26 protein-coding genes are annotated in these 23,843 nt (G+C 69.0%); 9 read left to right on the forward strand and 17 right to left on the reverse strand.

Translation table 11 applies throughout. The features are described from left to right. Window positions 1-2 precede the first annotated feature (2 nt). Genes HDA45_RS41155 through HDA45_RS41185 form a run of 7 tightly spaced genes read right to left on the reverse strand, consistent with a single transcriptional unit; the run spans window position 3 to window position 6,293 of the window. Window positions 3-1,352 (reverse strand): TRAP transporter large permease subunit, encoded by a 1,350-nt coding sequence (locus HDA45_RS41155; RefSeq protein ID WP_184904853.1) that lies wholly within the window; start codon window positions 1,350-1,352, stop codon window positions 3-5. Further along, window positions 1,349-2,047: a molybdate ABC transporter substrate-binding protein gene (locus tag HDA45_RS41160; protein ID WP_184904855.1), complete on the reverse strand. Its 699-nt coding sequence runs from the start codon at window positions 2,045-2,047 to the stop codon at window positions 1,349-1,351. The genes HDA45_RS41155 and HDA45_RS41160 overlap by 4 nt, the downstream gene beginning before the upstream one ends. Then, window positions 2,044-2,691 (reverse strand): 3-oxo-tetronate 4-phosphate decarboxylase, encoded by a 648-nt coding sequence (gene otnC / locus HDA45_RS41165; RefSeq protein ID WP_184904857.1) that lies wholly within the window; start codon window positions 2,689-2,691, stop codon window positions 2,044-2,046. Before otnC ends, HDA45_RS41160 begins: the two co-directional genes overlap by 4 nt. Continuing rightward, window positions 2,688-3,926, reverse strand: a complete 1,239-nt coding sequence (gene otnK / locus HDA45_RS41170; RefSeq protein WP_184904859.1) for a 3-oxo-tetronate kinase — start codon at window positions 3,924-3,926, stop codon at window positions 2,688-2,690. Before otnK ends, otnC begins: the two co-directional genes overlap by 4 nt. Continuing rightward, window positions 3,923-4,531 (reverse strand): hypothetical protein, encoded by a 609-nt coding sequence (locus HDA45_RS41175; protein ID WP_184904861.1) that lies wholly within the window; start codon window positions 4,529-4,531, stop codon window positions 3,923-3,925. Before HDA45_RS41175 ends, otnK begins: the two co-directional genes overlap by 4 nt. After that, the gene (locus tag HDA45_RS41180) at window positions 4,528-5,325 is read right to left on the reverse strand and encodes a TIM barrel protein (RefSeq protein ID WP_184904863.1); all 798 of its coding nucleotides are present in this window, start codon (window positions 5,323-5,325) and stop codon (window positions 4,528-4,530) included. The genes HDA45_RS41175 and HDA45_RS41180 overlap by 4 nt, the downstream gene beginning before the upstream one ends. Then, the gene (locus HDA45_RS41185) at window positions 5,322-6,293 is read right to left on the reverse strand and encodes a phosphoglycerate dehydrogenase (RefSeq protein ID WP_184904865.1); all 972 of its coding nucleotides are present in this window, start codon (window positions 6,291-6,293) and stop codon (window positions 5,322-5,324) included. Before HDA45_RS41185 ends, HDA45_RS41180 begins: the two co-directional genes overlap by 4 nt. 126 nt (window positions 6,294-6,419) lie before the next feature. Between HDA45_RS41185 and HDA45_RS41190 the strand changes: the two genes are divergently transcribed. Next, window positions 6,420-7,127 carry a GntR family transcriptional regulator gene (locus tag HDA45_RS41190; protein WP_184904867.1) on the forward strand — a complete coding sequence of 236 codons (708 nt, stop codon included), beginning with the start codon at window positions 6,420-6,422 and terminating at the stop codon, window positions 7,125-7,127. 124 nt (window positions 7,128-7,251) lie between these two features. On the opposite strand, the gene rox (HDA45_RS41195) is transcribed toward HDA45_RS41190, so the two are convergent. Beyond that, window positions 7,252-8,703: a rifampin monooxygenase gene (gene rox / locus HDA45_RS41195; protein WP_184904869.1), complete on the reverse strand. Its 1,452-nt coding sequence runs from the start codon at window positions 8,701-8,703 to the stop codon at window positions 7,252-7,254. 283 nt (window positions 8,704-8,986) lie between these two features. Here rox (HDA45_RS41195) and HDA45_RS41200 point away from each other — a divergent pair, with 283 nt between their 5' ends. Together HDA45_RS41200 and HDA45_RS41205 are read left to right on the forward strand one after the other, a co-directional pair. After that, window positions 8,987-9,835 (forward strand): oxidoreductase, encoded by an 849-nt coding sequence (locus HDA45_RS41200; protein ID WP_184904871.1) that lies wholly within the window; start codon window positions 8,987-8,989, stop codon window positions 9,833-9,835. Continuing rightward, window positions 9,835-10,428, forward strand: coding sequence for a TetR/AcrR family transcriptional regulator (locus HDA45_RS41205; protein ID WP_184904873.1), 594 nt, complete (start codon window positions 9,835-9,837; stop codon window positions 10,426-10,428). The genes HDA45_RS41200 and HDA45_RS41205 overlap by 1 nt, the downstream gene beginning before the upstream one ends. Here the strand turns inward: HDA45_RS41205 and HDA45_RS41210 are convergent. Beyond that, window positions 10,406-11,494 carry an epoxide hydrolase family protein gene (locus HDA45_RS41210; protein ID WP_184904875.1) on the reverse strand — a complete coding sequence of 363 codons (1,089 nt, stop codon included), beginning with the start codon at window positions 11,492-11,494 and terminating at the stop codon, window positions 10,406-10,408. The genes HDA45_RS41205 and HDA45_RS41210 overlap by 23 nt on opposite strands. A 94-nt stretch (window positions 11,495-11,588) precedes the next feature. Between HDA45_RS41210 and HDA45_RS41215 the strand changes: the two genes are divergently transcribed. Continuing rightward, a complete protein-coding gene (locus HDA45_RS41215; protein WP_184904877.1) occupies window positions 11,589-12,062 on the forward strand; it encodes a MarR family winged helix-turn-helix transcriptional regulator in 474 nt (157 codons plus the stop codon). Window positions 12,063-12,184: 122 nt separating this feature from the next. On the opposite strand, the gene HDA45_RS41220 is transcribed toward HDA45_RS41215, so the two are convergent. Together HDA45_RS41220 and HDA45_RS41225 are read right to left on the reverse strand one after the other, a co-directional pair. Continuing rightward, on the reverse strand, window positions 12,185-13,063 hold the full coding sequence (locus HDA45_RS41220; RefSeq protein WP_184904879.1) for a LysR substrate-binding domain-containing protein: 879 nt from the start codon (window positions 13,061-13,063) through the stop codon (window positions 12,185-12,187). Between the two features lie 50 nt (window positions 13,064-13,113). After that, window positions 13,114-13,869: an SDR family oxidoreductase gene (locus HDA45_RS41225; protein ID WP_184904881.1), complete on the reverse strand. Its 756-nt coding sequence runs from the start codon at window positions 13,867-13,869 to the stop codon at window positions 13,114-13,116. Between the two features lie 151 nt (window positions 13,870-14,020). Here HDA45_RS41225 and HDA45_RS41230 point away from each other — a divergent pair, with 151 nt between their 5' ends. Next, a complete protein-coding gene (locus HDA45_RS41230; protein ID WP_343072272.1) occupies window positions 14,021-15,241 on the forward strand; it encodes a hypothetical protein in 1,221 nt (406 codons plus the stop codon). Here the strand turns inward: HDA45_RS41230 and HDA45_RS41235 are convergent. The 4 genes from HDA45_RS41235 to HDA45_RS41250 all read right to left on the reverse strand — a co-directional run bounded on the left by HDA45_RS41235 (window position 15,238) and on the right by HDA45_RS41250 (window position 18,434). Next, window positions 15,238-15,750, reverse strand: a complete 513-nt coding sequence (locus HDA45_RS41235) for a CGNR zinc finger domain-containing protein (RefSeq protein WP_184904885.1) — start codon at window positions 15,748-15,750, stop codon at window positions 15,238-15,240. The two genes, HDA45_RS41230 and HDA45_RS41235, sit on opposite strands and share 4 nt — an antisense overlap. 204 nt (window positions 15,751-15,954) lie before the next feature. Next, on the reverse strand, window positions 15,955-17,067 hold the full coding sequence (locus tag HDA45_RS41240) for a tyrosine-type recombinase/integrase (protein WP_184904888.1): 1,113 nt from the start codon (window positions 17,065-17,067) through the stop codon (window positions 15,955-15,957). A 75-nt stretch (window positions 17,068-17,142) separates the two neighbouring features. Further along, the gene (locus HDA45_RS41245; protein ID WP_184904890.1) at window positions 17,143-17,568 is read right to left on the reverse strand and encodes a nucleoside deaminase; all 426 of its coding nucleotides are present in this window, start codon (window positions 17,566-17,568) and stop codon (window positions 17,143-17,145) included. 2 nt (window positions 17,569-17,570) lie between these two features. Beyond that, window positions 17,571-18,434: a TIGR03619 family F420-dependent LLM class oxidoreductase gene (locus HDA45_RS41250; RefSeq protein ID WP_184904892.1), complete on the reverse strand. Its 864-nt coding sequence runs from the start codon at window positions 18,432-18,434 to the stop codon at window positions 17,571-17,573. 92 nt (window positions 18,435-18,526) lie between these two features. On the opposite strand from HDA45_RS41250, the gene HDA45_RS41255 reads away from it, so the two are divergent. Continuing rightward, window positions 18,527-18,973, forward strand: a complete 447-nt coding sequence (locus HDA45_RS41255; protein ID WP_184904894.1) for an Lrp/AsnC family transcriptional regulator — start codon at window positions 18,527-18,529, stop codon at window positions 18,971-18,973. Window positions 18,974-18,997: 24 nt separating this feature from the next. On the opposite strand, the gene HDA45_RS41260 is transcribed toward HDA45_RS41255, so the two are convergent. Beyond that, entirely contained in the window at window positions 18,998-19,387 is a 390-nt protein-coding gene (locus HDA45_RS41260; protein ID WP_184904896.1) for a VOC family protein, read from the reverse strand. Window positions 19,388-19,455: 68 nt separating this feature from the next. Continuing rightward, complete coding sequence (gene rox, locus HDA45_RS41265) at window positions 19,456-20,886, reverse strand: rifampin monooxygenase (RefSeq protein WP_184904898.1); 1,431 nt, start codon at window positions 20,884-20,886, stop codon at window positions 19,456-19,458. Window positions 20,887-21,155: 269 nt separating this feature from the next. On the opposite strand from rox (HDA45_RS41265), the gene HDA45_RS41270 reads away from it, so the two are divergent. Genes HDA45_RS41270 through HDA45_RS41280 form a run of 3 tightly spaced genes read left to right on the forward strand, consistent with a single transcriptional unit; the run spans window position 21,156 to window position 23,832 of the window. Continuing rightward, a complete protein-coding gene (locus HDA45_RS41270) occupies window positions 21,156-21,830 on the forward strand; it encodes a TetR/AcrR family transcriptional regulator (RefSeq protein WP_184904900.1) in 675 nt (224 codons plus the stop codon). Next, on the forward strand, window positions 21,827-22,996 hold the full coding sequence (locus tag HDA45_RS41275) for an FAD-dependent oxidoreductase (RefSeq protein ID WP_184904902.1): 1,170 nt from the start codon (window positions 21,827-21,829) through the stop codon (window positions 22,994-22,996). The genes HDA45_RS41270 and HDA45_RS41275 overlap by 4 nt, the downstream gene beginning before the upstream one ends. Before the next feature lie 17 nt (window positions 22,997-23,013). Next, window positions 23,014-23,832 (forward strand): hypothetical protein, encoded by an 819-nt coding sequence (locus HDA45_RS41280; RefSeq protein ID WP_184904904.1) that lies wholly within the window; start codon window positions 23,014-23,016, stop codon window positions 23,830-23,832. The last annotated feature ends 11 nt before the right edge of the window (window positions 23,833-23,843 follow it).

Genomic DNA, 23,843 nt, shown 5'->3' on the forward strand with positions numbered 1-23,843 from the left:
GATCACGCTCCAGGGAGCCACAGCACGCCGACGGCCATGAGCACGCCGAACAGCAGGGTGGGCAACAGGTAGTAGAGGACGACCGGGACGAAGATCCGTACCGGGTTGATCTCGGCGATGCCCGCCGCGACGTAGAGCGGTGCCGCGCCTGGCGGGGAGCAGCCCTCCGAAGACGCCCACACGAGGATGGCGGCGAAGGCGACGTGCGGAGGGATACCGGCCGCGGTCAGGGCGGCGAACGCCACCGGGCCGACCGCGGCGACCGTGGACGTCGTGTTGAGCGGTCCCGCGACGAGCACGATGACGACGCCGACCACGATGGCCGCCACCAGCGGGGAGACTCCGGTGAGTCCTTCGAGGTAGGGCTTGAGCTGATCGTCCAGGCCGAGGGTCTTCAGCACGTTCGACGCGGCGAACGCGGAGATCATCGTGACCCCGACCAGACCGAGCTTGGGCCCGACCGCGCCGAACAGGTCCCACCACTGCGCCCGGCCCTTCGGCAGCGCCTTCCGCTCGACGAGCAGGCCGACCAGCAGCATGACGATCGGCAGCCAGATGAGCAGCGGGATCGCGTCGGGGGCGTCGATGCCGATGCGGGCCGAGACGAAGTCCGCGGTCGGCGGGGCGGTGAGCAGGATCGGGACGGCGATCGAGCCGAGGACGACCAGCGACGGCCAGCCGACCTTGAACGACGAGCGCAGCGGATGGATGTCCTGCGGCTCCATCGCCTGGACGCCGCGGCGTTTGACGATGACGTACGCCATGATCAGCCGCATCCCGACCATCCACGCGCCGGTGACGAAGATCGTCGCGACGATGTCGCCCGCGTCCAGCACCGGCAGCACGGTCGGCGCGGCCAGAAGGATGAAGAACGCGCCGCTGAAAGGGAAAGTGGCGCCGACGCCGGCGTTCCCGGACAGCACGAGGGCCGCTGTTTCGCCACTGGCCTTGGACCGCTTCATCCAGGGGATGGTGATCGACCCGACCGTGGCGACGATCGCGGCGCCGTTGTGGGCGACAGCGCCGAACAGTCCCGAGGCGACGGTGGCCGCGTACGCCGACCCTCCTCGGCGTCGGCCGAGGAACGAGCTGAGGATGTCCACCATCCGCTGCACCAGGCCGGTCCTGGTGAGCAGTTCGCTGACGAAGACGAACGCCAGCGCGGCGAAGGTGATCTCGGATTTGAGCCCGTCGACCAGGCTTTTCCAGGCGACGGCGAAGAAGTCCGTGCCCGCGAACGCGGCGGTGACGAGGAAGCCGACCACCATCGCTTCGCCGATGTTGCGTTTGAAGACCGCGTTCCACACGACGATGGCGGCGATGAACGCGCCCAGCGCCAGGATCGCGTTCATCCGCGAGCCCGGGACGAGTCGTCGGTGACGAGGCCGGCGTCGCGGTAGGCGACCTTCGCCTCCGGTCCGGACAGGAACCGCAGGAGGTCCGCGGCTTCGGGCGGGGCCGCGCAGCCGAGCGCGATGGAGAGTTCGCTGTAGTGCTGGGCCCCGTCGGGGAGCGGGCCGACGATCCGGGCCTGCGGGACGAACTTCAGTTCGCTGATCTGCTGGACGGCGAGGTCGGCGCGGCCGTCGGTGACGGCGAGCGCGGTGAAGCCCTTCTCGACGATGGTGGCCCGTGCGTTCACCTCGTCGGCGACGCCCAGGTCCTGGATCAGCCGCGCGAAGTGGATGCCGCTCGCGCCGCTGCGCGAGTACGCGACGGAGCGTGCCGAGGTGAGGGCCGTGCGGAGAGTGTCCACCGTGCCGATGTCGGGGCTGTCGAGCTCCGGTGCGGTGGCGATACCGATACCGCTTTTCGCCAGCACCACACGGGAATCGGGGGTGATCGCGCCGGCTGGCGTTAGTCCGGCGAAGGCACTGGACACCGCGATCACGACGTCGGGCTTGGCGCCGTCGCGGATCTTTTCGACCAGGAGGGTGGTGGGGTCGAACGTGACGTCGACCTCGACCGCGTGTTTCTTCTCGAACGCGTGGAGCAGCACGTCGTCGAGTGCTTTCTTGACGGACAGGGCGCTGAAGAGGGTGATCATGGGGTGTCCCTTCGAACGGGTGGGAAGTGGAGGGCGTCGCGCTGGCGATCGGTCAGCGGACGGGCGGAAAGGCCTCGCAGGAGCAGGAAGATCTCCGCGGTGTGCTCGAGTTCTTCGAGGGCGTCCAGTGCGGTGTCGAGGTTCGTCCCGGCGACCACCGGGCCGTGGTTGGCGAGCAGCAGCGCCGGATGATCGACGGCGGCGCGAGCGATCGGCTCGCTGACGCCGGGGTCGCCTGGCGGGTGGTAGGGGAGCAGGGGGAGGCGGCCGACCCGCATCGCGAAGTACGCGGTCAGCGGCGGGATGGCGTCGTCCGGGTCGAGGCCGTCCAGGCAGGAGACGGCGGCGGAATGCGTCGAGTGGGTGTGCACGACCGCGTTGTCGGAAGGCCGCTGCCGCAGCACGATCGCGTGGAAGAAGGCTTCCTTCGACGGCGGCGGGCCGGCGAGGTGGTTTCCGTCGGCGTCGATGACCGACAGATCTCCCGGCCGCACGGTGCCGAGGCAGGCCCCGGTGGGCGTGACGAGGATCTGTTCGCCGTGGCGCACCGAGATGTTGCCCGTGCGGCCGTGGGTGAGCCCGCGGTCGTACAGCGAACGGGCCGCGGCGATGACGCGTTCGCGGTGGAGCCTGTCGCCGCTCACGAGGCGGATGCCGTCGCGAGAAGGTCCGGTTCACCGAAGTTGCCCGACTTGAGCAACAAGGCGGGATGACGGTCGCCGACGGGGTGGATCCACGGCACCCCGGATGCGGCTTCCGAACCGATGACACCGCCGCGGACGCCGAGTGCGGTGACGATCGCGCCGGAGGTCTCACCACCCGCGGCCACGAGACGGCGGACACCGCGTCCGGCGAGGCCGAGGGCGATGAGCCCGGTCGCTTCCTCCAGGATTCCGGCCGACCGTGCGACGCCCAGTTTCTCTTGCGTGCGTTGGAGATCCGCCGGATTCGACGACGAGTAGACCAAAGGCCCGACGGCGTCGGTCAAGGAGTCGTACCAGGCGAGGGCTCCCGCCGCGAGGGCGTCCGGATCCGGCGTCGCCACCGGGTCGAGCCGGTGCGCGGGACGGCCCAGCCGCAGCATGACGGCGATTTGCTCCAGTGTTCGCGCCGAGCAACTTCCGGACAGCACCACGGCCGGACCGGTCGGTGCGTGCGTGCCGCTCGCCAGGGGAGTGCCGGAGGTTCGCGCGGTCGCGAGTCCGGCCGCGAGGCCTGCCGCACCCGCGACGAGCGGCGAGTTCACCGCCACCCGGCCCAGCAGGCGCAGGTCTTCTTCGGTGAGCGCGTCGACGAGGACGTAGCCACTGTGGCCGTCGATCGCTTCGCGCACGGCGGTTTCACCGCGACGGACGACGTCGTGCGTGACGAGGAAGACCGGTGTGGTGGTCTGCGCCCGCAGCAGCCGAGGCAGGTGCGAGTCCGTCATCGGGGTCGCGGGATGGTCGCGCAGCGGCGATTCGGCCAGCAGGGTGTCACCGACGAAGAGGTGTCCTTGGTACTGCGTGCGCCCGTGCTCCGGCGAACTCGGCGTCATCAAGACCCTGCTGGACGACGTCGCCTGCGACAGCGCGTCGAGAACCGGGCCGATGTTGCCGCGCGGCGTCGAGTCGAAGGTGGAGCAGTACTTGAAGTAGATCTGCTCCGCATTCCGGTTTCGCAGCCACTCCAATGCTTCCATGGACGACGAGACCGCGTCCGCGGCCGGGATCGCGCGGCTCTTGAGGGCGATCACGATCGCGTCGTGTGGCGGAAGCACCTCGGCTTCGGGTGGCACGCCGAAGAACAGCAGGGTGCGCAGGCCGCCGCGGCGAAAGGCGACCGCGACGTCGGTGGCGCCGGTGAAGTCGTCGGCGATCGCGCCGAGCACGCCGGTCATTCCCCGATCACCGCCCTCAATCTCGCCGCGGCGCTGCGCGGCCCGGACACGACCGGCACACCGAGCGCCGCGGACAGCTCCTCCGCGGCCGGAGCGAGGGAGTACTGGGCGAGCAGGACGAGGTCCCAGCCGGCGGCCGACGCCCGGCAGGTTTCGACGAGCTCGTCCGGTGCCAGTACTCCGCCGATCTCGACGACGGCCCCGTTTTCGCGCGCAGCCTGCTCGAAACGCGCCGTCGAGTCGCTCAGGGCCGAAGCGAGCGAGGCGACCACCAGGATCCTGCTGTGACCGCTGGACAGCGCGTCGTCGAAGGCCGCTTCGTCCGGAGCCAAGAGCGGGATCGGAGCGTCGACCTGCTTCGTGACCTCGCCGTAGAGCGAGCAGGTGAGCAGCACTCCGTCGGCGCCGCCGGTGATCGCGTAGCCGATGAGGCGGCGCATCCGGTCGTCCAAAGCCGGGGTGCGGCCATGCTCGCCGACGTCGGCCAGCAGCCGATCGTCGAGGATGTTCCACGGCTGGGCCTGTGGGAATCCCGTCGCCAGCGCGGCGACGGCGGGCGGGATGGCGGCGGGCGTGGCGCTGATCAGCGCGATGCGCGGGCTCATCGGATCTGCTCCTTGATCCAGTCCAGCCCCGTTTCGGTGCTGGTGGCGGGCTGGTACTCGCAGCCGATCCACCCCTGGTAGCCCCCGGACGTCAAGGTGTCGAAGACGTCGGTCCAGGGGATGCCACCGGTGCCGGGTTCGGCCCGGCCGGGCGAGTCGGCGATCTGCACGTGAGCGGTCCGGGGCAGGAACTCCCGCAGCGCCGCGACAACGTCCTTCTCGTCGATCGAGGCGTGGTAGACGTCGAAGAGCAGGCTCACGTGGTCCTCGTCGACCGCGTCGACCACCGCGGCCGCGTGTGCCTGATCGTCGAGGACGAAGCCTGGCGCGTCTTGTTTGTTCTGTGCCTCCAGCAGCAGTCGGACGCCGCTGCCGCGCGCCTGATCCGCCGCCCACGCGATGTTCGCGACGTACTGCGCGAACGCACGGTCCCGCGAGATGTCGGCGGGCCGGATCCCGGCGGGCAGGTGCAGGAAGGAACTGCCCAAGGCCACGGCGTACTCGAGCCCGAGTTCCACGCCGGTGCGGAACTCGGCCGCCCGGCCGGGGAGGCATGCGTAGCCGAGCCGCTCGGGAGAGCCGGGCTCGCCGGTGGGGGAGTTGACGAGGATCTGGGTCAGGCCCGCGTCGGCGAGGCGCCGGACGAGTGCGGCGGCGGGGAAGGGGTACGGCGAGGCGTACTCGACGGCCGTGAAACCCGCCGCCGCGGCCGCGTCGAAGCGCTGTTCGAAGGGGATTTCCGTGAACAGCCACTTGAGATTGGCGTCCAGGCGAAGTCCATTGTGGAGGATCATCGGCGGTACCCGGGATTGGCGAGGTTGCCGGGGGTGCGGCCCTGGAGGGCGTCGATCACCTGCTGGGCGGCCATCAGGCTCGACCGGGACCGGGCCTGTTCCGTCGCGGCCCCGATATGGGCGGTGACCACGACGTTGTCGAGGCCGCGCAGCCTGCTGTCGAGTGGCAAGGGCTCCTCCGTGAGCACGTCCAGGGCGGCGCCCGCCAGCACGCCGTTCTCCAGCGCGTCGGCGAGGGCTTCCTCGTCGACCACCTCGCCGCGCGCCGTGTTGATCAGGAAAGCCCCGGGTTTGATCTTTCGCAGCGCGGACGCGTCGATCAGGTGACGGGTGGAGTCGTCGAGGAAGATGTGCAGGCTGAGGAAGTCGGCCTCGGCCAGTACCTCGTCGAAGGTGCGGGCTTCGACTCCGGTTTCCGCCAGGAAGTCCTGGTCGGGAAAGGGATCGTGGGCGACGACCCGCATCCCGAGTGACAGCGCCAGCCGCGCGACGGTCTTCCCGATCGAACCCAGTCCGATCAGGCCCAGGATCGCGCCGTCCAGTTCCCGCCCGCTGCGCTGCTCCCAGCGGCCCGCCTGGACGCTCGCGATGTTCTGCGGGATCAGGCGGGCGCAGTTGAGCATGAGCGCCAGGACGTGCTCGGCGACCGAACGGCGGTTGGCGCCGGGGGTGTAGGTGACGGCCACACCACCGCGGGTCGCCGCGTCGAGGTCGATGTTGTCGTAGCCGACGCCGCAGCGGCCGAACACTTTCAGCCTGCTCGCGGCCTCGATGACGTCGGCGGTGAAGGCGTCGGTGCCCGCGACGATCCCGTCGGCGTCACGGACGAGGTCGGCCAGGGGAGTGCCGGTGGCCTCGCGCTGCGCGGGGGTGGTGAAGGCGGTGTCGAAACCCGCGTCGGAGAGCAGCTTGTCGACCTCGCCGCCGGGCTTCAGATACGAGGTCGTCACGAGTACGCGCATGGTCATCCGGTTCGTTTCTCCTGTTCGAAGCAGTCCGATGCAGATACTATAGGATTCTTGTCAATACTATAGCGAGGCAAGATCAAGGCATCCGGAGACGCGGGATATCGTGATGCGACTAAGGAGGGACACATGGCTTCCCCGCGGAGGTCCGGACGGCAGCCGCTCGCCGACCGGATGTACGAGGTGCTGCTGGGTCAGTTCACCGACGGCCGATGGTCCGCGGGCGAGCCGGTCAACATCGGTGCGCTGTCACGGGAACTCGACGTCAGCCAGACCCCGCTCCGGGAGGCGCTGGCACGGCTGGAGCACACCGGGCTCGTCCGCCGCGAGGCGCTCAAGGGCTATCGGGTCGCCCCGCTGCTCACCGAGTTCGAGCTGATCAAGCTGATGGACGCCCGTCTGGTCCTGGAGCCCGCCCTCGCCTACGAGGCCGCCCGCCGGACGACCCCGGAGTTCTTGGGGGAGGTCCTGGAGAGCGTCGACGACCTCGCGCGCGCGGCCACGTCGCCGGACACCGCGGCCTTCAGTGCGTACTGGACGATCGACGAGCGGTTCCATTTGCTCATCGCCGCGCAGGCGGACAATCCGTTCCTGGAGAAGGCTTACCGATCGCTCGGCGGCCAGGTGCAGCGTTTCCGGTTCTTCGCGAAGCTCGGCTCGGCCAGGGGAGCGCCGGGGCTGGCGGCGGAGGAGCATCGCGCGGTCTACGACGCTTTGGTGGCGGGGGAGGCGGACGAGGCCGCCACCCGGATGCGCCGGCACATCGAGAACGCGAAACAGCGCGTCCTGGAGGATCGACGGTCGGTCGAAGCGGCCGAAGTTCCGTCCGGCCGCTGACTCTTTTAAGTGTATAACGCCCTATACCCTGGGGTTGTTTTCAGAACGCTTAGAAGCATTCCTTGAAAGAATCGCACTGACCCTGAGGGCCTCCTCGCCGATTCGCGAGGAGGCCCTCAGGGAATCAGTCGACAGGCTTGCCGAACCAGCGGGACAGGTGCTCGTTCAAGTCCTGCTGGTGCTCGCCGACCCAGGCGATGTGCCCGTCCGGACGAAGCAGGACGGCCGGAACGTCCAACGCGGCGGTGGGATCCGCGATGAGATCGACCCGGTCCGACCAGCCGCCGACGGTCAGACGTTCGGTGCGGTCCAGGAGAAGGCCGCGGCCTTGACGGAGTTCGTCGTAGAGGCTGCCCTGTTTGAGGTCCAAATCGCGCAGGCGGCGGCCGAGCAGGTCGTGGCCGTCACCGAAGTCGTAGCGGATGCCGATCGCGGTGATCTTCTCGATCAGGAAGCGGTTCACCTCGTCGAAGTCCATCAATTCGGTGAGCAGCCTGCGTACGGCCCGCGGGCCCGGCTCGGTGGACGAGAGCTCCATCTGGGCGCGGGTGTTGTCCAGTACGTCTTCGGCGACCGGATGGCGTTCGGTCTGATAGGTGTCCAGCAAAGGTTCCGGCGCCCAGCCGCGGATCTGCGCGGCCAGTTTCCAGCCGAGGTTGAACGCGTCCTGAACGCCGAGGTTGAGGCCCTGACCGCCCGCGGGCGGATGGATGTGCGCCGCGTCGCCTGCCAACAGCACCCGCCCGACCCGGTATCGGTCGACCAGCCGGGTGGCGTCACCGAAGCGGGACATCCAGCGCGGGGAGTGCACGCCGAAATCGGTTCCGGCGATGGTGCGCAGCTCCCGTTTGAAATCCTCGAGGATGGGCGGTTCCGCGCGATCCTCACTGACCGCCGCGGCCGGGACGACGACGCGATAGACCCCTTCGCCGAAAGGACCGAGGCTGAAGACCTTGGTGGTCTCGCGGATCTCGGCCACCTTGGCGGCGATCTCCTCCTGCGGTACGCCGACGGCCATCTCGCCCATCAGCGTCTCGGTGCGCGAGGGCTCGCCGGGGAAGCCGACGCCGAGCAGCTTGCGCACCGTGCTGCGTGCGCCGTCGCAGCCGACGAGATAACGCGATCGCAGCCGCTCCCCGCCGGTCAGTTCGACGGTCACCCCGTCGTCGTCCTGGTCGAAACCGGTCACCGCGCGGCCGCGCCGGACCTGTGCGCCGAGTTCGATCGCGTGCTGTTCGAGCAGGTGATCGATGATCGGCTGCGGGATGCCCAGCAGGTAGGCGTGCGCGGAGTCGAGGCCCTTGGGCTCGGGTTTGTCGATGGCGGCGAAGAAGCCGGCGGCCGGGCGCCGTCTTCCGCGTTCGGCGATGCGCTCGAGCAGTCCGCGCATGGCCATCAGTTCGAGGCTGCGGATGTGCAGGCCGACGATGCGCACGAACGACGCGGGCTCGGTTTCCTTCTCCAGGACGAGTACCCGCACATCGTGCAGGCGCAGTTCGGCGGCGAGCATCGCGCCGGTCGGTCCGCATCCGGCGATGATCACGTCGAAGTCGGGGGTGAACTGCTGAGAGTGCATAGGTGGTGCCTTTCGGGAGTGCCTTGTGGTCGAGGCGCTCCCGGCGACACCTACGTCAATCGCCCGGCCGTGACTGAGAGGGGGAGCACCCACGTCGATACAGCGTTCATGGGTCTCACCTCCTGGGGCGGTGTCACGGTCGAGTGCAAGGTACAAGCCCAGGTTCGTCCCGTCGAGTTCTTTTTCCCGGCCGCGTGACCATGAACTCGACACTGCGATGAGAAAAATCGACGCTGTGTAGAATTTGGCGCACGAGAGTTGGTTCGAGTCCTCTGGAGGGGCGATGCGGAAGCAGAAATGGCTGATCACCGGGGTCGGCACGGGTCTTGGGCGCGCCTTCGCCCAAGCAGCCTTGGCCGCCGGGCACACCGTCGTGGGAACGGTTCGCTCGCAGGAGGATCTCCGGACCTTCGAAGAGCTCGAGCCGGGCAACGCGCGCGGCCGCGTCCTGGATGTGACCGATGACGCCGCCGTCTCGGCGGTTGTCGACGAGGTCGAGCAGAACGTCGGCCCGCTGGACGTCGTCGTCGCCAACGCCGGTTACGGCTTGGAGGGCACCTTCGAGGAAACCCCGCTGGCCGAGGTTCGGCGGCAGTTCGAGGTGAATGTGTTCGGGGCGGTGGCCACGCTGCGAGCGGCGTTGCCTCATCTGCGCGAGCGCCGCCGCGGGCACCTGATGGCCGTGACTTCCATGGGTGGGCTCATGGCGGTGCCCGGCATGTCCGCCTACTGCGGCAGCAAGTTCGCCCTGGAAGGGATTCTCGAGGCTCTGAGCAAGGAGGTCGCGCAGTTCGGGATCCACGTGACGGCGATCGAGCCGGGTTCGTTCCGCACCGACTGGGCGGGGCGGTCCATGTCCCGCGCCACCCGGACGATCGACGACTACGACGAGCTGTTCACCCCCATTCGTGAAGCGCGGCAGAAGGCCAGTGGCAACCAGCTGGGCAATCCGGCGAAGGCCGGGGAGGCCCTCGTGCACATCGCTTCGCTCGACAGGCCGCCGTCTCATCTTTTGCTTGGCTCGGACGCGTTGCGACTGGTCACCGCCGCGCGCTCGGCCGTGGACGAAGACATCCGGACGTGGGAGACGCTCTCTCGTACGACCGATTTCGCCGAAGGTGCACAGCTCTGATGTCCAGGCGCGTCACCGAGCGCAAGGGCGACGTCCGGGAGCGGGCGATTCTGGACACCTGCGAAGTCCTGCTGGCCCAGAAAGGCTACGACGCCATGACTGTCGCGGACATCGCCCAGGGGGCCGGGATCACCCGCGGAGCCCTGTACTTCTACTTCGGTTCCAAGCAGGAAGTGGTCACCGCGCTCGTGGCCCGGACCGTCGAGCATCTGTGGGAACGGTCCCGGGTCGCGGCGGAGGCCGACGAGCCGGTCCAGGCCATCGGGGCGGCCATGCGGCGCACGGTCGAGCTGTGGAACGAGCACGGCCTGGTCATGCGCACGGCGATCGACCTGTCGTTGACCGTACCGGAGATCGGCGAACTGTGGAGCCGGACGGCGGACTTGTTCAGCGCGGCGATCACCGCTGTTCTGGAACGGGCCGGTGTTCGGGCCGGCGCCGAACCGGAACAGGCGCCCGCGATGGCGCGTGCCTTGTGCTGGATGATCGAGCGGACCTTCTATCACGCCTCGCAAGAATCCCGTGAGAGCTTGCAGCGGGCATCTTCGACGTGTGAGCACATCTGGATGGTCAGTGCCGGTCTGACAGTTTGAGGAAGAAGTCCCGGATGTCCTCGGCCAGCAGGTCCGGGACTTCCATCGCGGCGAAGTGGCCGCCGCGCTCGAATTCCGACCAGTGTCTGATGTCGTAGAGCCGCTCGGCAAGTGGTCGGACCGACTGCGTGATGTCGTGCGGGAACACCGCGACGCCGAGCGGTACGCGGCAAGGCGCGTTCCCTCTCTGGGTGTCGTGGTGCAGTCGCGCGGACGAGGCCGCGGTGGCGGTCAGCCAGTACAGCGAGACGTCGGTGAGCATCCTGTCGTCGCTGACGGGGGAGCGCGGATCGGTCCAGTGCGCGAAGCGCTCGGCGATCCAGGCCAGCTGGCCGACGGGAGAGTCGGTCAGCGCGTAGCCGATGGTCTGCGGGGTGGTGGCCTGGAGGGCTTGGTACGGCGGGCGGTTCGCCATGAGGTGTTCGACCTTGGCGAGGCGGGCTTGGTCCACTTCGGACAGTTCGACGCCGGCGTCGGGGTCCGGCCGGGTCGGCAGGTAGTTGACGTGAACTCCGACGACGTGTTCCGGTGCCAGCGCGCCGAGTGTGGTCGAGATCCCCGAGCCGAAGTCGCCGCCCTGTGCGCCGTAGCGCTCGTAGCCGAGGCGGTGCATCAGTTCGGCCCAGGCGCGGGCGATCCGGACGAGGTCCCAGCCGCGTTCGTGGGTCGGTCCGGAGAACCCGTAGCCCGGGATGGAGGGGATCACCAGGTGGAAGTCGCGTGACAGCGGCTCGATCACGTCGAGGAACTCCAGGAAAGATCCGGGCCAGCCGTGGGTCAGGATCAGTGCGAGCGCGTCCGGGTTCGCGGACTGTACGTGGACGAAGTGGATGTTCTGGCCGTCGATCTCTGTGGTGAAGTGCGGGAGCTCGTTGAGTTCGGCTTCGTGGGCGCGCCAGTCGTAGCCGGTTCGCCAGTATTCGGCGAGTTCTCTGAGGCGTGCCAGCGGGAAGCCGTAGTCCCAGCCGGCGTCGGCGACCTCGTTGGGCCAGCGGGTGCGGGAGAGCCGGTCGGCGAGGTCGTCGAGATCGGCTTGGGGGATGTCGATACGGAAGGGCTTGATCATGGTCCCGACTCCTTGAACGTTGGGTCACCAAACGTTTGGTGACCCAACGATAGCTTAATCGTTCGGTCGCCCAACGATTCGTTAGACTCGTCACATGGAGAACTCCTCGGAAGACTCGCGCGCCGGTTGGCAGGCCCTGCCCAGCTGGCTGCTCACGCAGACCGCGAACCATGCGCATCGTCTGGTGACCGACGGGTTCTCCGCCGCCAACGCGCGGGGCTACCACTTCCGCGTCCTGGCGACGCTGGACGAGTTCGGGCCCGCCAGCCAGGCGACGCTGGGCCGCCGCAGCGGGATCCACGTCAGCGAGATGGTCGCGACGATCAACGAGCTCGCCGAGTGTGAGCTGGTCGAGCGTGCCCCGGACCCTGCCGACCGGCGGCGCAACGTCGTCTCGCTGACCACCGCGGGCAAACGGCAGCTGCGACGGCTGGAAAAGCAGCTGGCCGAGCGTCAGGACGAACTGCTGGCACCGCTGTCCCCCGACGAGCGGGAGCGGTTCACCGAGTTGCTGTCGAAGCTTTTGGACCATCACGACCGGCGAAGCGGCGAGGTCTGGACGGGTTAGCTGTCGGCCAGGTCTCGTGAGTGGCTTGGGTTGTTGTTCGTGGGTCCGGTCCGTGAAGGGCCCCTTGCCTACTCTGAGGGTAGGGAAGGAGTCCTTCACGGACCTCAAGCGGGCAAAGACACTCAAGAGAAGCCCTGGACCGACGAGAGAAAGGCTTGGCGAGCGTCGGAAGTGCTGTGCTGGGGCCAAAGCGCCTGTAGCGGGACGTACACCTCCGGCGCCAGCTCGATGACCCGGACCGCGCCCCCGGCGGCAGGGCCGGGGGACGCGGTCACGAAGGCGACGCCGTCGGTGTCGAGCACGGCCGTGACCGGCGGCGTTCCCTGAATGGGGTTGCGGCGGACGCGCGGCTCGAAACCCGCCTCCCGGCAGAGGTTGAGGAGCAGATCGGTGTAGCCGGATCGGCCCGGATGCCCCCAGACGGTGATCTCCTCTCCGTCCAGGTCGCTCAGCCGGAGGTCTTCGCGTCCGGCGAGGCGGTGGCCCGTGGCGACGGCGACGTTGAGCCGCTGCCGGAGCAGGGTGGTGCCGACCAGGCCGTGCGCGAGGGTCAGCGCCCGGCCGAGGCCGAGGTCGAGTTGCCCGCCGAGCAGTTGTGCGACGAGTTCGTCGGGGTAGCGCTGGTTGACGTCGATGATCAGGCCGGGGTCGGCCTGGTGTTTGTGCAGCAGGGCGGTGACCTCGTCGCCGGTGACGGCGGGGGTGTGGCCGACGCGGAGTCGTTCGGGTTCGCTCCGGCCGATGCGGCGGGCGCGCTGGACGGCGGAGTCGGCGATGCCGTGCAGGAGGCGGGCGTCGGCGATCAGTGCCTGTCCGGCGGGGAGGACGGTGACCCCGGTGGCGCTCCGCTCGAGCAGGGGGACGCCGACTTCCCGCTCGAGCGTGCGCACCGAGGTCGACAGCGCCTGCTGGCTCAGGTGCAGCCGGGTCGCCGCGCGGGTGAAGCTGCCTTCTTCGGCGACGGCGATGAGGTGGTTCAGCTTGTACAGGTCCAGGCCCACCCCGGGGTTCCCCTTCGTGTCGGTCTACGGCGTCGTGGTCAGCGTAGGGGTCAGCGCGTGGTGTAGCCGCCGTTCGGGAACAGGGTCTGGCCGGTGAACCAGGCGCCGCCGGTGGCCAGGAACCGGATGATGGGCACGATGTCCTCGATCCGGGTGAGTCGTCCGCCCAGGGCCTGCGACTTGTGGAATTCGACCCGCTCGGGGGTTTCCTGCGGGTAGAAGAACGGGGTGTCCATCGGGCCGGGTGCGACGACGTTGACCGAGATGCCGCGGTCGGCGAACTCCTTGGCGGCGGCCCTGGTGAAGTGTTCCAGCGGGGCTTTGCCGCCGGCGTAGGTGGCGTATCCGTCGGTGAACGCCGCCAGCAGTGAGGTGCCGAGGCTGATGATCTTGCCGTTGTCGGAGAGGCGTCGTCCGGCTTCCTGGATGAAGAAGTAGGCGGCCTTCGCGTTGACCGCGAACATGCGGTCGTAGTCCTCTTCGGTGGTTTCGAGGATCGGCTTGCGCAGGACCATGCCGGTGGTGTTGACCGCGATGTCGGCGCGGCCGAAGGTGTCCACCGCGGTGTCGAAGAGGCGGCGGACGTCGGTGACGTGGGTCAGGTCGCCCTGGACGGCGATGGCTTCGGAGCCCGCGCCGCGGACGGCCTCGACGGTCTTTTCGGCGTCGGCCGCCGAGGCGTCTCCGTGGTAGTGGACGACGATCTTGGCGCCCGCGTCGCCGAGTGTGGTGGACAGGAGTCCGCCGAGGTTCTTCGCGCCGCCGGCGATGACCGCGACCGTGCCGGTCAAGTTCTGTTCGCTCATGGTTTCGAACGTAGGAGCCGGGGGCGGGGGTTGGGAAACACAAGATCCGGGTGGGGGTACAAGCCCGGTTTGTGGCCTTCCCCACGTCCTCGGAGCTGCGAATATTCGTGATCGAACGGCGAAGCGGCTTCTTATTGTGGACACTCTGAGCGTGCTCCGAGAAGTCGACGACCTTGATCAGCCCGCCGTTCCCGAGACGGCGCCCCGGCAGGGGCGCCCGGCGCGTGTGTTCGAGAGAGTTCTCGACAGACTGGCCCGGTCGCCCTATCCGAGGGCGATCCTGCTGTATCTCGTGATTCGCACGGCCAGTGTCCAGTTGCTGGACCTGCTTGCCGCTCGGCGCGGCGCGTCGCTGACCGATCGGCTGACGGCGTGGGACGGGCAGTGGTATCTGCGGCTGGCGGTGCACGGTTACGCCGATCTGCCGGGGACGCTGGACGCGGCCCGGCAGCCGTATTCGGACGCGCCGATGGCGTTCTTCCCGCTGTATCCGAAGTTCGTCGAGGCGGTGATGTGGCTCGGGCTCGACGTGGTCACCGCGGCGCTGACGGTGTCGGTGCTGGGCGGTCTGGTGCTGGCGTGCGGGTTGATCCGTATCGGGCGGGCGGTGTCGCCGGAGCGGGGTGACCGGACCGGTCTGCTTCTGGTGGCGTTGTGGGCCGGTGCGCCGATGGCGATCGTGTTCTCGATGGCCTACACGGAGGCGGTGTTCTGCGCGTTCGCGGTGTGGGCGCTGGTGGGGGTGCTGGAGCGGCGATGGATGCTGGCCGGGTTGTGCGCCTTCGCGGCCGGGTTGTCGAGGTCGACGGCGGTGGTGCTGGTCGCGGTCGTGGTCGTCGCGGCGTTGATCGCGGTCTTCCGGCGTCCCGAGGAGCGGCGGTGGGCGCTGGTGGGCGCGGTGATCGCGCCGCTGGGGGTGGCGGGGTACCTGGGGTTCGTCGCCTATCGGACGGGTAGCTGGACCGGGTGGCAGGACATCGAACTGCGGGGTTGGAACACCGAGTTCGATTTCGGGGTGGAGACCGGGGAGTCGGTGCTGTCCCGGTTGACCGGGGACGAGTCGGTGTTCAGCACACTGACGGTGTTGTTCCTGCTGGGAGCGGTGGCGCTGGCGGTGGTGGCGGCGTTCATCCGGGTGCCGTGGCCGTTGACCCTGTACGGCGTCGGTGTGCTGTTGCTGGCGATCGGGACGCGGGGGCTGCCGGACGCGAAGATCCGGTTCATCCTGCCCGCGTTCCCGGTGCTGATCCCGATCTCGATCGGGTTGGCGAAGCGGCGGACGGTCACGGCCGTGGCGGCCGCGGCGGCGTGGGTGGTGCTGGGTGCGTGGTTCTCGGCGCATGCGTTGACTGCGTGGCGGTACGCGATCTAGCTCGCTTGGCGGGTCCGGTGGTCGGCGACGTGGACCCTGGTCGCGCAGCGGGTGGAGCAGAACCGGCGGCGTCCGTTGCGGGAGACGTCGACGTAAACCGTTTCGCAGCCTTCGCGTGAGCAGACGCCGAAGCGGTCCGGGGCGTCGCAGACGAGGTGTGCGAGGCCGCCCGCGGTGTAGGCCCGGACCCGGGAGACGGTGCCCGCTTGCGCGTCGACGTAGTGCAGGTGGGGTGCTTTGCCGTCGTGGGTGGAGATGTACGGCTTGGACGCGGAGTCGTGGAGCAGCGCGTTGACCAGGTCGACGCGGGTGGCGGGGTCCGCTTCGAAGACGTTCCGGAGTCTGGTGGTCCAGGCGATGATCTCGGTCGATTCGGGTTCCCGTACGGCGGCGACGGTCATGCGGTCCTTGAAGATCGCGGTCAGCGTTGCCGGGGCGGCGGCGTCGCCCAGATTGATCAGGTCCGCGGCGATCTGCGCGGCCGCCCCGCCGTAAGGGTTGAAGTGCATTAACCCATTACACCACGATCGGGGTATGGAATCGACCTTGTGCCCGCGGTGTGGGTGGCCGCTGGCAGAACTGCCTGGAAGCGCGACGAAATCCCAGCGGGTCTCGCAGGGGAGGCTCGAGTACGTCCGGTGCCTGTGCGGGAGCTGGTTGGCGCAAGTGGACGGTGTGGTGATCGGGGCGACGAAGTCCCAGCTGGGGCAGGCTCAGCTCTGACGATGGCGCGCGTCGGCGAGCAACTGCGCGAGCGCGTGCACGGGAGAGGTCTCCAGCTTGTGCCGGTGCGCGTCGTAGCGGTCGCGGGTGGTGCGGATGTCCGCGTGGCCCAGCAGGTCCTGGACCTTCTGGACCGGGACGTCGTTGGCCAGCAACAGGGTGCCGGTGGTCCGCCGCGCGGTGTGCGGGGAGATGGTGTTCGCTTCGGTGAGTCCGGCGGCCTTGGCCTGTGTCCGCAGGAGGAACCAGACATCGCGCTGCGCCAACGGCTTTCCGCCGGACTTGGTGCTGTCGTAGCGGTGGGGCATGGTCGCGAGCAGCGGGCCGGTCAGGTCGTCGGGACGGACGCCGGTGCGGGCGGCCCGCAGGTCGAGGTAGCGGCGCAGCGGATGCTGGGCGGCCGGGACGAGCGGCACGAAGTCGCGGTGGCCGCCTTTGGCGGTGTAGCGCAGGATCGTGTGCCCGGCGTCGGTGTCGAGGTCGCGCACGGTCGCGGTGGTCAGGCCGGAAACGCGCAAGCCGGTGTAGAACAGGATCGCGACGACGGCCGCGTCGCGCCAGGACGGTTCGGTGTCGTTGGCGCGGGCCCGGTTCTCCATGTGGTTCAGCAGTTTCGCCGTCGACTCGCCGCCGAGCGCCGGCAGCGGCGGGGTCTTGCCGGTCTTGGGCCGGTTGACCGCGGAGACCGGGTTGCGGTCGGCGATGTCGTTGGACTGCAGGTACCGGTACCAGCTGGAGATGCCGGCGAGGGTGCGCGCGACGGTGGAGTCGGCGGCGGGCCGGGGCAGACCGTCCCTGCCGGTGACGGTGAGGGTGTTCTTCCAGGCGTCCACGTCGGCGCGCCGGGCCGTCAGCGGGTCGAGCCCGGTGCGGGCGCACCAGCCGAGCCAGGCGGCGAGGTCGGCGTAGTAGGCGCGCCGGGTGTGGTCGGTCTTGTCGGTTTCCAGCCAGAGTGTGGTGATGTGCCGGATCGCGTACCGGTCCAGCGGGTCGGCCGGGGGGAGCGCGGGCAGTAGCGCGACGGCTTCGGAGAGGACCTGCCGCCGGTTCTCGGCCTTGGTCTCCGGCAGTCGCGGGGCTGCGGGCACGAGTTCGGCGGACATCGTGATCATCCTAGCCCCGGCTCGTCGGCGGCGTTCGCATTTCGTCCTCTGGTCGAGGACGAAATGCGCCGGGGCTCAGGTGTAGTACCCGGCCACCGGGACACGGGCCTCGTCGAACAACGCGGGCCCTTCCAGCCGCACGGCCGGCGCGGTGGACGGCGGCTTGAGCGCGGTGACCTGCTCGCCGGACAGGGCGAACACGACCCGTCCCAGGCCGGAGCGTTCGATGGCGCCCTGGCACATCCCGCACGGCTGGCAACTGGTGTACATCGTCGTCTCGGCGGCGACGGCCGGATCCAGTTCGCGCGCGGCCCAGACGGCGAGCTTCAGCTCCGGGTGCAGGCTGATGTCCGATTGCGACACCGAGGTGTTGTGGTCCTCGGCCAGCACCACGCCGTCGGGGCCGACGAGGAGCGAACCGAAGGGCGGATCACCGTCCTCACGGGACTTCGCGGCCAGCTCGATGGCACGGCGGAGGAACTTCTCGTCTTCGTCGGTCATGATCAGTCCTGTTCGGTTCGGTATCGGCCCAGATCCCAGTGGGCTGCCACGGTCGCCAAAGCCTGCCACGCGGCTTCCGGGCGGAGGGTCTCTTCGGGGTCGCCGGAGAACGGGTCGAGCACGACCGTCTCGGCGCCGAGGTGGCGAAGCCGGTCGAGGTCGTCGACGATCTGCTCGATCGTGCCTTCGCCGGCCAGGCGTTCGGGTCCGGTGATCGGACGCTCGGTGACGTTCAGCAGGATCCGCGGGGTGAACGCCGGGACAGGCCGGTCTTGGGCGTCGGCGATCATCTTGACCCTGGTGAGCGCTTCGGTGAGCCAGCGGAGGGTGGTCCGCAGCGGATGCCAGGCGTCGCCGACGCGGACGGCGCGGCGGATCCCGGCGTCGCTGTTGCCGCCGACCCAGATCGGGATGTGCCCCGCGCGGTAGTCGGCGTCGTTCGCCCAGGCCTTCCGGACGGCGTCGAGATGGTCGTCGGTCAGCCGTCCACGCTTCTCGAACGGGACATCGAGCGCCTGGAACTCCTGGCGGGCCCATCCGGACGCGACACCGAGCACGAGCCGTCCGCCGCTGAGCTGGTTCAGGTTCGCGGCCATCCGGGCGATCAGCAGCGGATGCCGGTACGGGACGATGAGCACGGTGGTGCCCAGCCGGATTCTGCTCGTCACCCCGGCCAGCCACGACAGCGTCGTGAACGGCTCGTAGAACGGCGCCGGGTACTGCTCGGCGACGTCGGGGGTGATGGCGACGTGATCGGACACCATGAGCAGGTCGTAGCCGAGGCCTTCGACCGTGGTGGCCCAGCCGCGGAGGATCCCGGGGTCGGTCCCCGGTCCGAAATTCGGGACGTTGACACCTATTCGCACAGGTCAAGGCTATCGGTGCGACCGGAGCCCGGGAAGAGATCTTTCCCGGCGTGAAGGCCCTCGAGCCGTGGATCTGCCGGTATTCTGGCCCGATGACCGAGACTCTCGACGCGACGGACTGGGCGATCCTGGTCGAGCTCCAGAAGGACGGGCGGCTCCCGCTCACCGAGCTGGGCAAGCGGGTCAGCCTGAGCGCGTCGGCGACGACGGAGCGGGTCAAGCGGTTGGAGTCGGCCGGGGTGATCACCGGCTATCGCGCGGACGTCGACCTCGAGAAGGCCGGATACGTGGTGCTCGCGGTGGTACGGCTGAAGTACCCGGGCAGCAAACACGCGCCCCTGCACAAGCTGCTGGCGGAGCGGACCGAGATCCTCGAATGCCTCCGGACGACCGGTGACGACTGCTATTCGCTGAAGATCGCGGCGCCTTCGATGGGGCGGCTGGAGGAGATCGTCAACGAGCTCGCGCTGTTCGGGAGCACGAACACCAACATCGTCTACAACCAGACGTTACCGTACCGGGGACCGCAGGGTCCGTGACCGCGGCGGTCACGGACCCTGGTGTCAGCCCTGCCCCGCCGTCTCCCAGAGTCCGATGACGTTGCCTTCCGGATCCTTGAAATAGGCGGAGAAACCCATCTGGCCGACAGCGGTCCGCCCGACGAGGGTCGAACCGCCCTGTTTCTCGATGACCGTGAGCGTGTCGTCGATGCTGTCGACGTCGAGCACGATCACCGGGCCGGCTGCGGCGCTGACCTCCCTCGACAGCATCCCGCCGTTGATGAACCCCGGCTCCGAGGGCATCCCGGTTTCGGCCGTCGGGCCCGAGGAGACCATCGTGTAGCCCATCCCCGGCAGTGTGTCGGCCTTCCAGCCGAAGACCTCCCGGTAGAAACCGCGTGCGCGATCGCCGTCCTCGAACGGGATCTCGAAGTGGACCACCCGTCCGGTCATCGTCATCAACTCCTGTCGTGGCAGCGGGATCGGAACGCCACCAGCCAACAACCGGTGATCCCGGCGCGCTAGAGGACTTCGCCCTGTCCGAACCACCGGCTCAGCGCGGCGTCGAGCTCCCGCTGGTCCTCGCCCACCCATGCCACGTGACCGTCCGGGCGCAGCAACACCGCCGGTACCTCCAGTTCCTCGCTGACGTCGACGACGTGGTCGACCCGGTCTTCCCGGCTCTGGACCGAAAGCCGGCCGGTCTGGTCGAGCAACAGGCCGCGGCCGGCGTGGGTGAGGTCGTACAGGCGCCCGTTCTTCAGCGCCACGTCCCGCATCCGCCGTCCGAGCAGTTCGTGACCGTCGCCGAAGTCGTAGCGGATCCCGATCGCGACGATCTTCTCGACCAGGTACCGGTGGACGTCCTCGAAGTCCATCAGCTCGGACAACAGCCGCCGTACCGCCTGGGCACCGGGTTCGGTGGACATCAGTTCGGCCTGCGCGCGGGTGTTGTCCAGTACGTCGGCGGCCACCGGGTGCCGTTCGACGTGGTAGCTGTCGAGCAGGCCTTCCGGTGCCCAGCCCGCGACCTCCGCGGCCAGTTTCCAGCCGAGGTTGAACGCGTCCTGGATGCCGAGGTTGAGACCCTGCCCGCCCAGCGGCGGGTGGACGTGCGCGGCATCGCCCGCCAGCAGCACCCGGCCGACCCGGTAACGCTCGGCCTGCCGGGTCGCGTCACCGAACCGGGACAGCCAGCGCGGGGAGTGCACGCCGAAATCGGTGCCCGCGTAATGCCGCAGCCGCTGTTTGAACTCCTCCAGCGTCGGCTCGACCGTGCGGTCTTCCCGCACGCTCTCGGCCGGGACGACGACGCGGTACACGCCCTCGCCGGACGGGCCGAGACCGAAGAACTTCTCGGTCTTGCGGATCTCGGTCACCACGGCGGTGATCTCTTCCGCGGGCGCGGTCACCTCCATCTCGCCCAGCAGGTTCTCGTTCTTGGCCGGGTCGCCGGGAAAACCGACGCCGAGCAGTTTGCGCACCGTGCTGCGCCCGCCGTCGCAACCGACGAGATAGCGCGACCGCAGCCGGGTGCCGTCGGCCAGTTCGACGTCGACCCCGTCCTCGTCCTGGCTCAGCCCGACGACTTCGACGCCGCGCCGGATCTCCGCGCCCGCCTCGACGGCGTGCTCGGTCAGCAGCCGCTCGGTCGCGGGCTGCGGGATGCCGAGGACGTAGGCGTGCGCCGAATCCAGCCGGGGCGCCTTCGGTTTGACGATGGCGGCGAAGTGACCGTTGAGTTCGTACTGCTTGCCGGTCTCGTGGAACCGCTCCAGGAGACCGCGCTGGGCCATCACCTCGATGCTGCGCACATGGATGCCGAGTGACCGGACGTGGTCGGTCGGCTCGGTCAGCCGTTCCAGTACGACGACGCGCACGCCGTGCAGCCGCAGTTCGGCGGCCAGCATCATGCCGGTCGGTCCGCCGCCGGCGATGATGACGTCGTTCATGAGTCCCCCCGATTGATCAAGCTCATGGTTCATGAATCCCCTGATTTCCGCAGGTTGTGGCCCTACGGCGGGAGATTGTCGAGCATGGCGGGGGTCTTGCCGCAAGCCCCGGGGTGCGCTATATCTTGAAGGGGAGGGGGAGAACCCCTCCTTTTTCGTCCGCTCTGGACAGCCCGACTCCCGTAAAGCCGGATCCTTTCACTGTGATCGGACACGAACATGTTCGCTCCGAACTTGTTCGTGACGAACATGTTCGTTATCGTGAGGGTATGGCATCTGAGATGAGTCGCCGGGAGCGTCCGGCCAAACCCGCGTTGAGCCGTGGCGGCATCGTGGCCGCGGCTGTCGGGATCCTGCGGGAGGAAGGCCTGCGGAAGGTCACGATGCGCCGCCTCGCGCAGGAACTCGACACCGGCGCGGCCTCGCTCTACGTCTACGTCCGCAACACCGCCGAGCTGCACGCGGCGATCCTGGACGAACTCCTCGGCACGATCGCCCCGCCGCCGTCCGAGGGTGACTGGCGTGATCGGCTCGAACGGCTGCTCACGGCCTACACCTCGATGCTGCTCGAGTACCCCGGCCTCGCGCTGTCCGCGCTGGTGGCCCGTCCGAGCGGCGAGAACTACCTCGGCCTGGTCGAAAACCTGCTCGCCCTCCTCGCCGAAGGCGACGTGCCACCCGAACAGCGCGCCTGGGGGATCGACCTCCTCCTGCAATACGCGACGACGACCGCGGCCGAGCACGCCGACGAGGAGCCGCAAGGCGATTGGGACGCACTGGCACGCGCCGTGCGGGACGCCGACGAGACGACCCATCCGCGGATCGCCGCCCACTCGGCCGACCTGCTCACCGGACAACCCGCGCAACGGATGTCCTGGGGTTTGCGCGTGCTGATCACCGGGATCACGCACACCGCCGTACCACCCGAAAGGAACCCGACATGACCACACACCACCCCATCGCGATCATCGGGGCCGGCCTCGGCGGGCTCACCCTGGCCCGCGTCCTGCACGTCAACGGGATCGAGGCCGCGGTCTTCGACCTGGACGCGTCGCCGTCCGCCAGGACGCAGGGCGGCATGCTCGACATCCACGAGGAATCCGGCCAGGAAGCACTCCGGGCGGCCGGTCTCCTCGACGAGTTCCGAACGCTCGTGCACCCCGGCGGGGAGGCGATGCGCATCCTCGATCGGCACGCCGTCGTCCACCGCGAGGAAGCCGACGACGGCGACGGAGGCCGTCCCGAAGTCGCCCGCGGCGATCTGCGCGACCTCCTGCTCGGTTCGCTGCCCGAGGGCACCGTGCGCTGGGGTGCCAAGATCACCGGCGCCCGCCCGCTCGGCGGCGGCGAGCACGAAGTCACCCTGGGCGGCGGCACGGTGTTCACCACAGACCTGCTGATCGGCGCCGACGGCGCGTGGTCCAAGGTCCGGCCCCTGGTCTCCGACGCCGAACCGGCCTACGAGGGGCTCTCGTTCGTCGAAGTCCACCTGCACGACGCCGCGACCCGTCATCCCGCGAGCGCCGCGCTGATCGGCGGCGGCATGTTCTTCGCCCTCGGCGCGGGCAAAGGGTTCCTGGCGCATCACGACTCGACCGGCAGTCTGCACGTCTACATCGCGGTGAAGACGGCCGAGAACTGGATCTCCACCGTCGACTTCAGCGACACCGCCACCGCGAAGGCCGCCGTACTGGAGCATTTCGACGGCTGGGACGCGGGCCTGCGAGCGCTGATCACCGACGCGGACGGCACCCTGACCCCTCGGCTGATCCACGCGCTGCCGATCGGACACCGCTGGGACCGCGTCCCCGGCGTCACCCTTCTCGGCGACGCCGCCCACCTGATGTCGCCATTCGCCGGCGAGGGCGCCAACCTCGCGATGCTCGATGGCGCCGAACTCGGCCTGGCCCTCGCCGCCGACCCGGGCGACACCCAAACCGCTCTCGCCGCATATGAGAAGGCGCTGTTCCCCCGCGGTGAGGCCTCGGCCGCCGAATCCGCCGAAAGCCTGGTTCTCTGCTTCGCCGAAGACTCCCCGAAGCCTTTGCTGGAACGATTCGCGTCCTACCGCCAGGCAACCGCCATCCGGGGCCGGGCGTACAACCGGTAGGCGAGCGAGGGGGAGCGATGGCTGACACGATGACGGGCTGGCCCGGCGAACCCGGGTTCGACGAGATCACGGCGACCAGGCAGTGGCTGGGCAAACGCGGGATCGAGGTGGGGGAGCCGTCGAGACTGCTCTCGGCGCGAGTCGGCGCCCGGTTGAGCCGGCGGTCACCCGGCCGATTCCGATGGCTCGCCGGAGCCGCGGCGTTGAGCATCCTGCTGGCCGTCGCCTACGGATCCGTGGGGGTTCACGGTGACGGGATCGTCCTTGGCCTCGTCTGCGCCTCCATGGAGGTCGCGCTCTGGCTGTCGTACCGGCACCGCGAGCGCGCACTGGGACCGTTGCCGGTGATGGACCGGCGCTCCGGGCGGCCTTCGGCCTTCGCGATCCTCGGCGGCTGGTACGTGGCGTCGTTCGTGATCACTTTCGGCGGTGGAGCCGCTCTCGCGGCGGCCATCCATCTCACCACCCCGGCGAAGGCGTACGCGCAGGGTCTGATCGCCATGCTCGGCTGGGCCGCGCTGTGCTGCGCGGTGATCCTCATCGGCACCCTGCGCCGGCCGGTGTACGCCGAGGACACCGCCTCGGCGGCCGTCGATACCGAACTGCGCGTCCTGGACAGCCAGGCCGCGGTACCTGGTTTCTACGCGGTGATCATCCTGTACGACAGGATCGTCGGCGACCGGGTTCCCGGCGAGTTCACCGGCTGGCTGATCGCCTACGCCGTCCTCGCGTTCGGGACGACGGTGATCGGCGTGTGGAGGCATCACCGCCGCCCCGCGCTGCCGCCCGGCGACTACGGAACCCCGATCAGGCCGGTGCTGGACCGGAGTTTCTGAGCGAGTAAACC

It is taken from the genome of Amycolatopsis umgeniensis, from assembly GCF_014205155.1.
Classification (GTDB): domain Bacteria; phylum Actinomycetota; class Actinomycetes; order Mycobacteriales; family Pseudonocardiaceae; genus Amycolatopsis; species Amycolatopsis umgeniensis.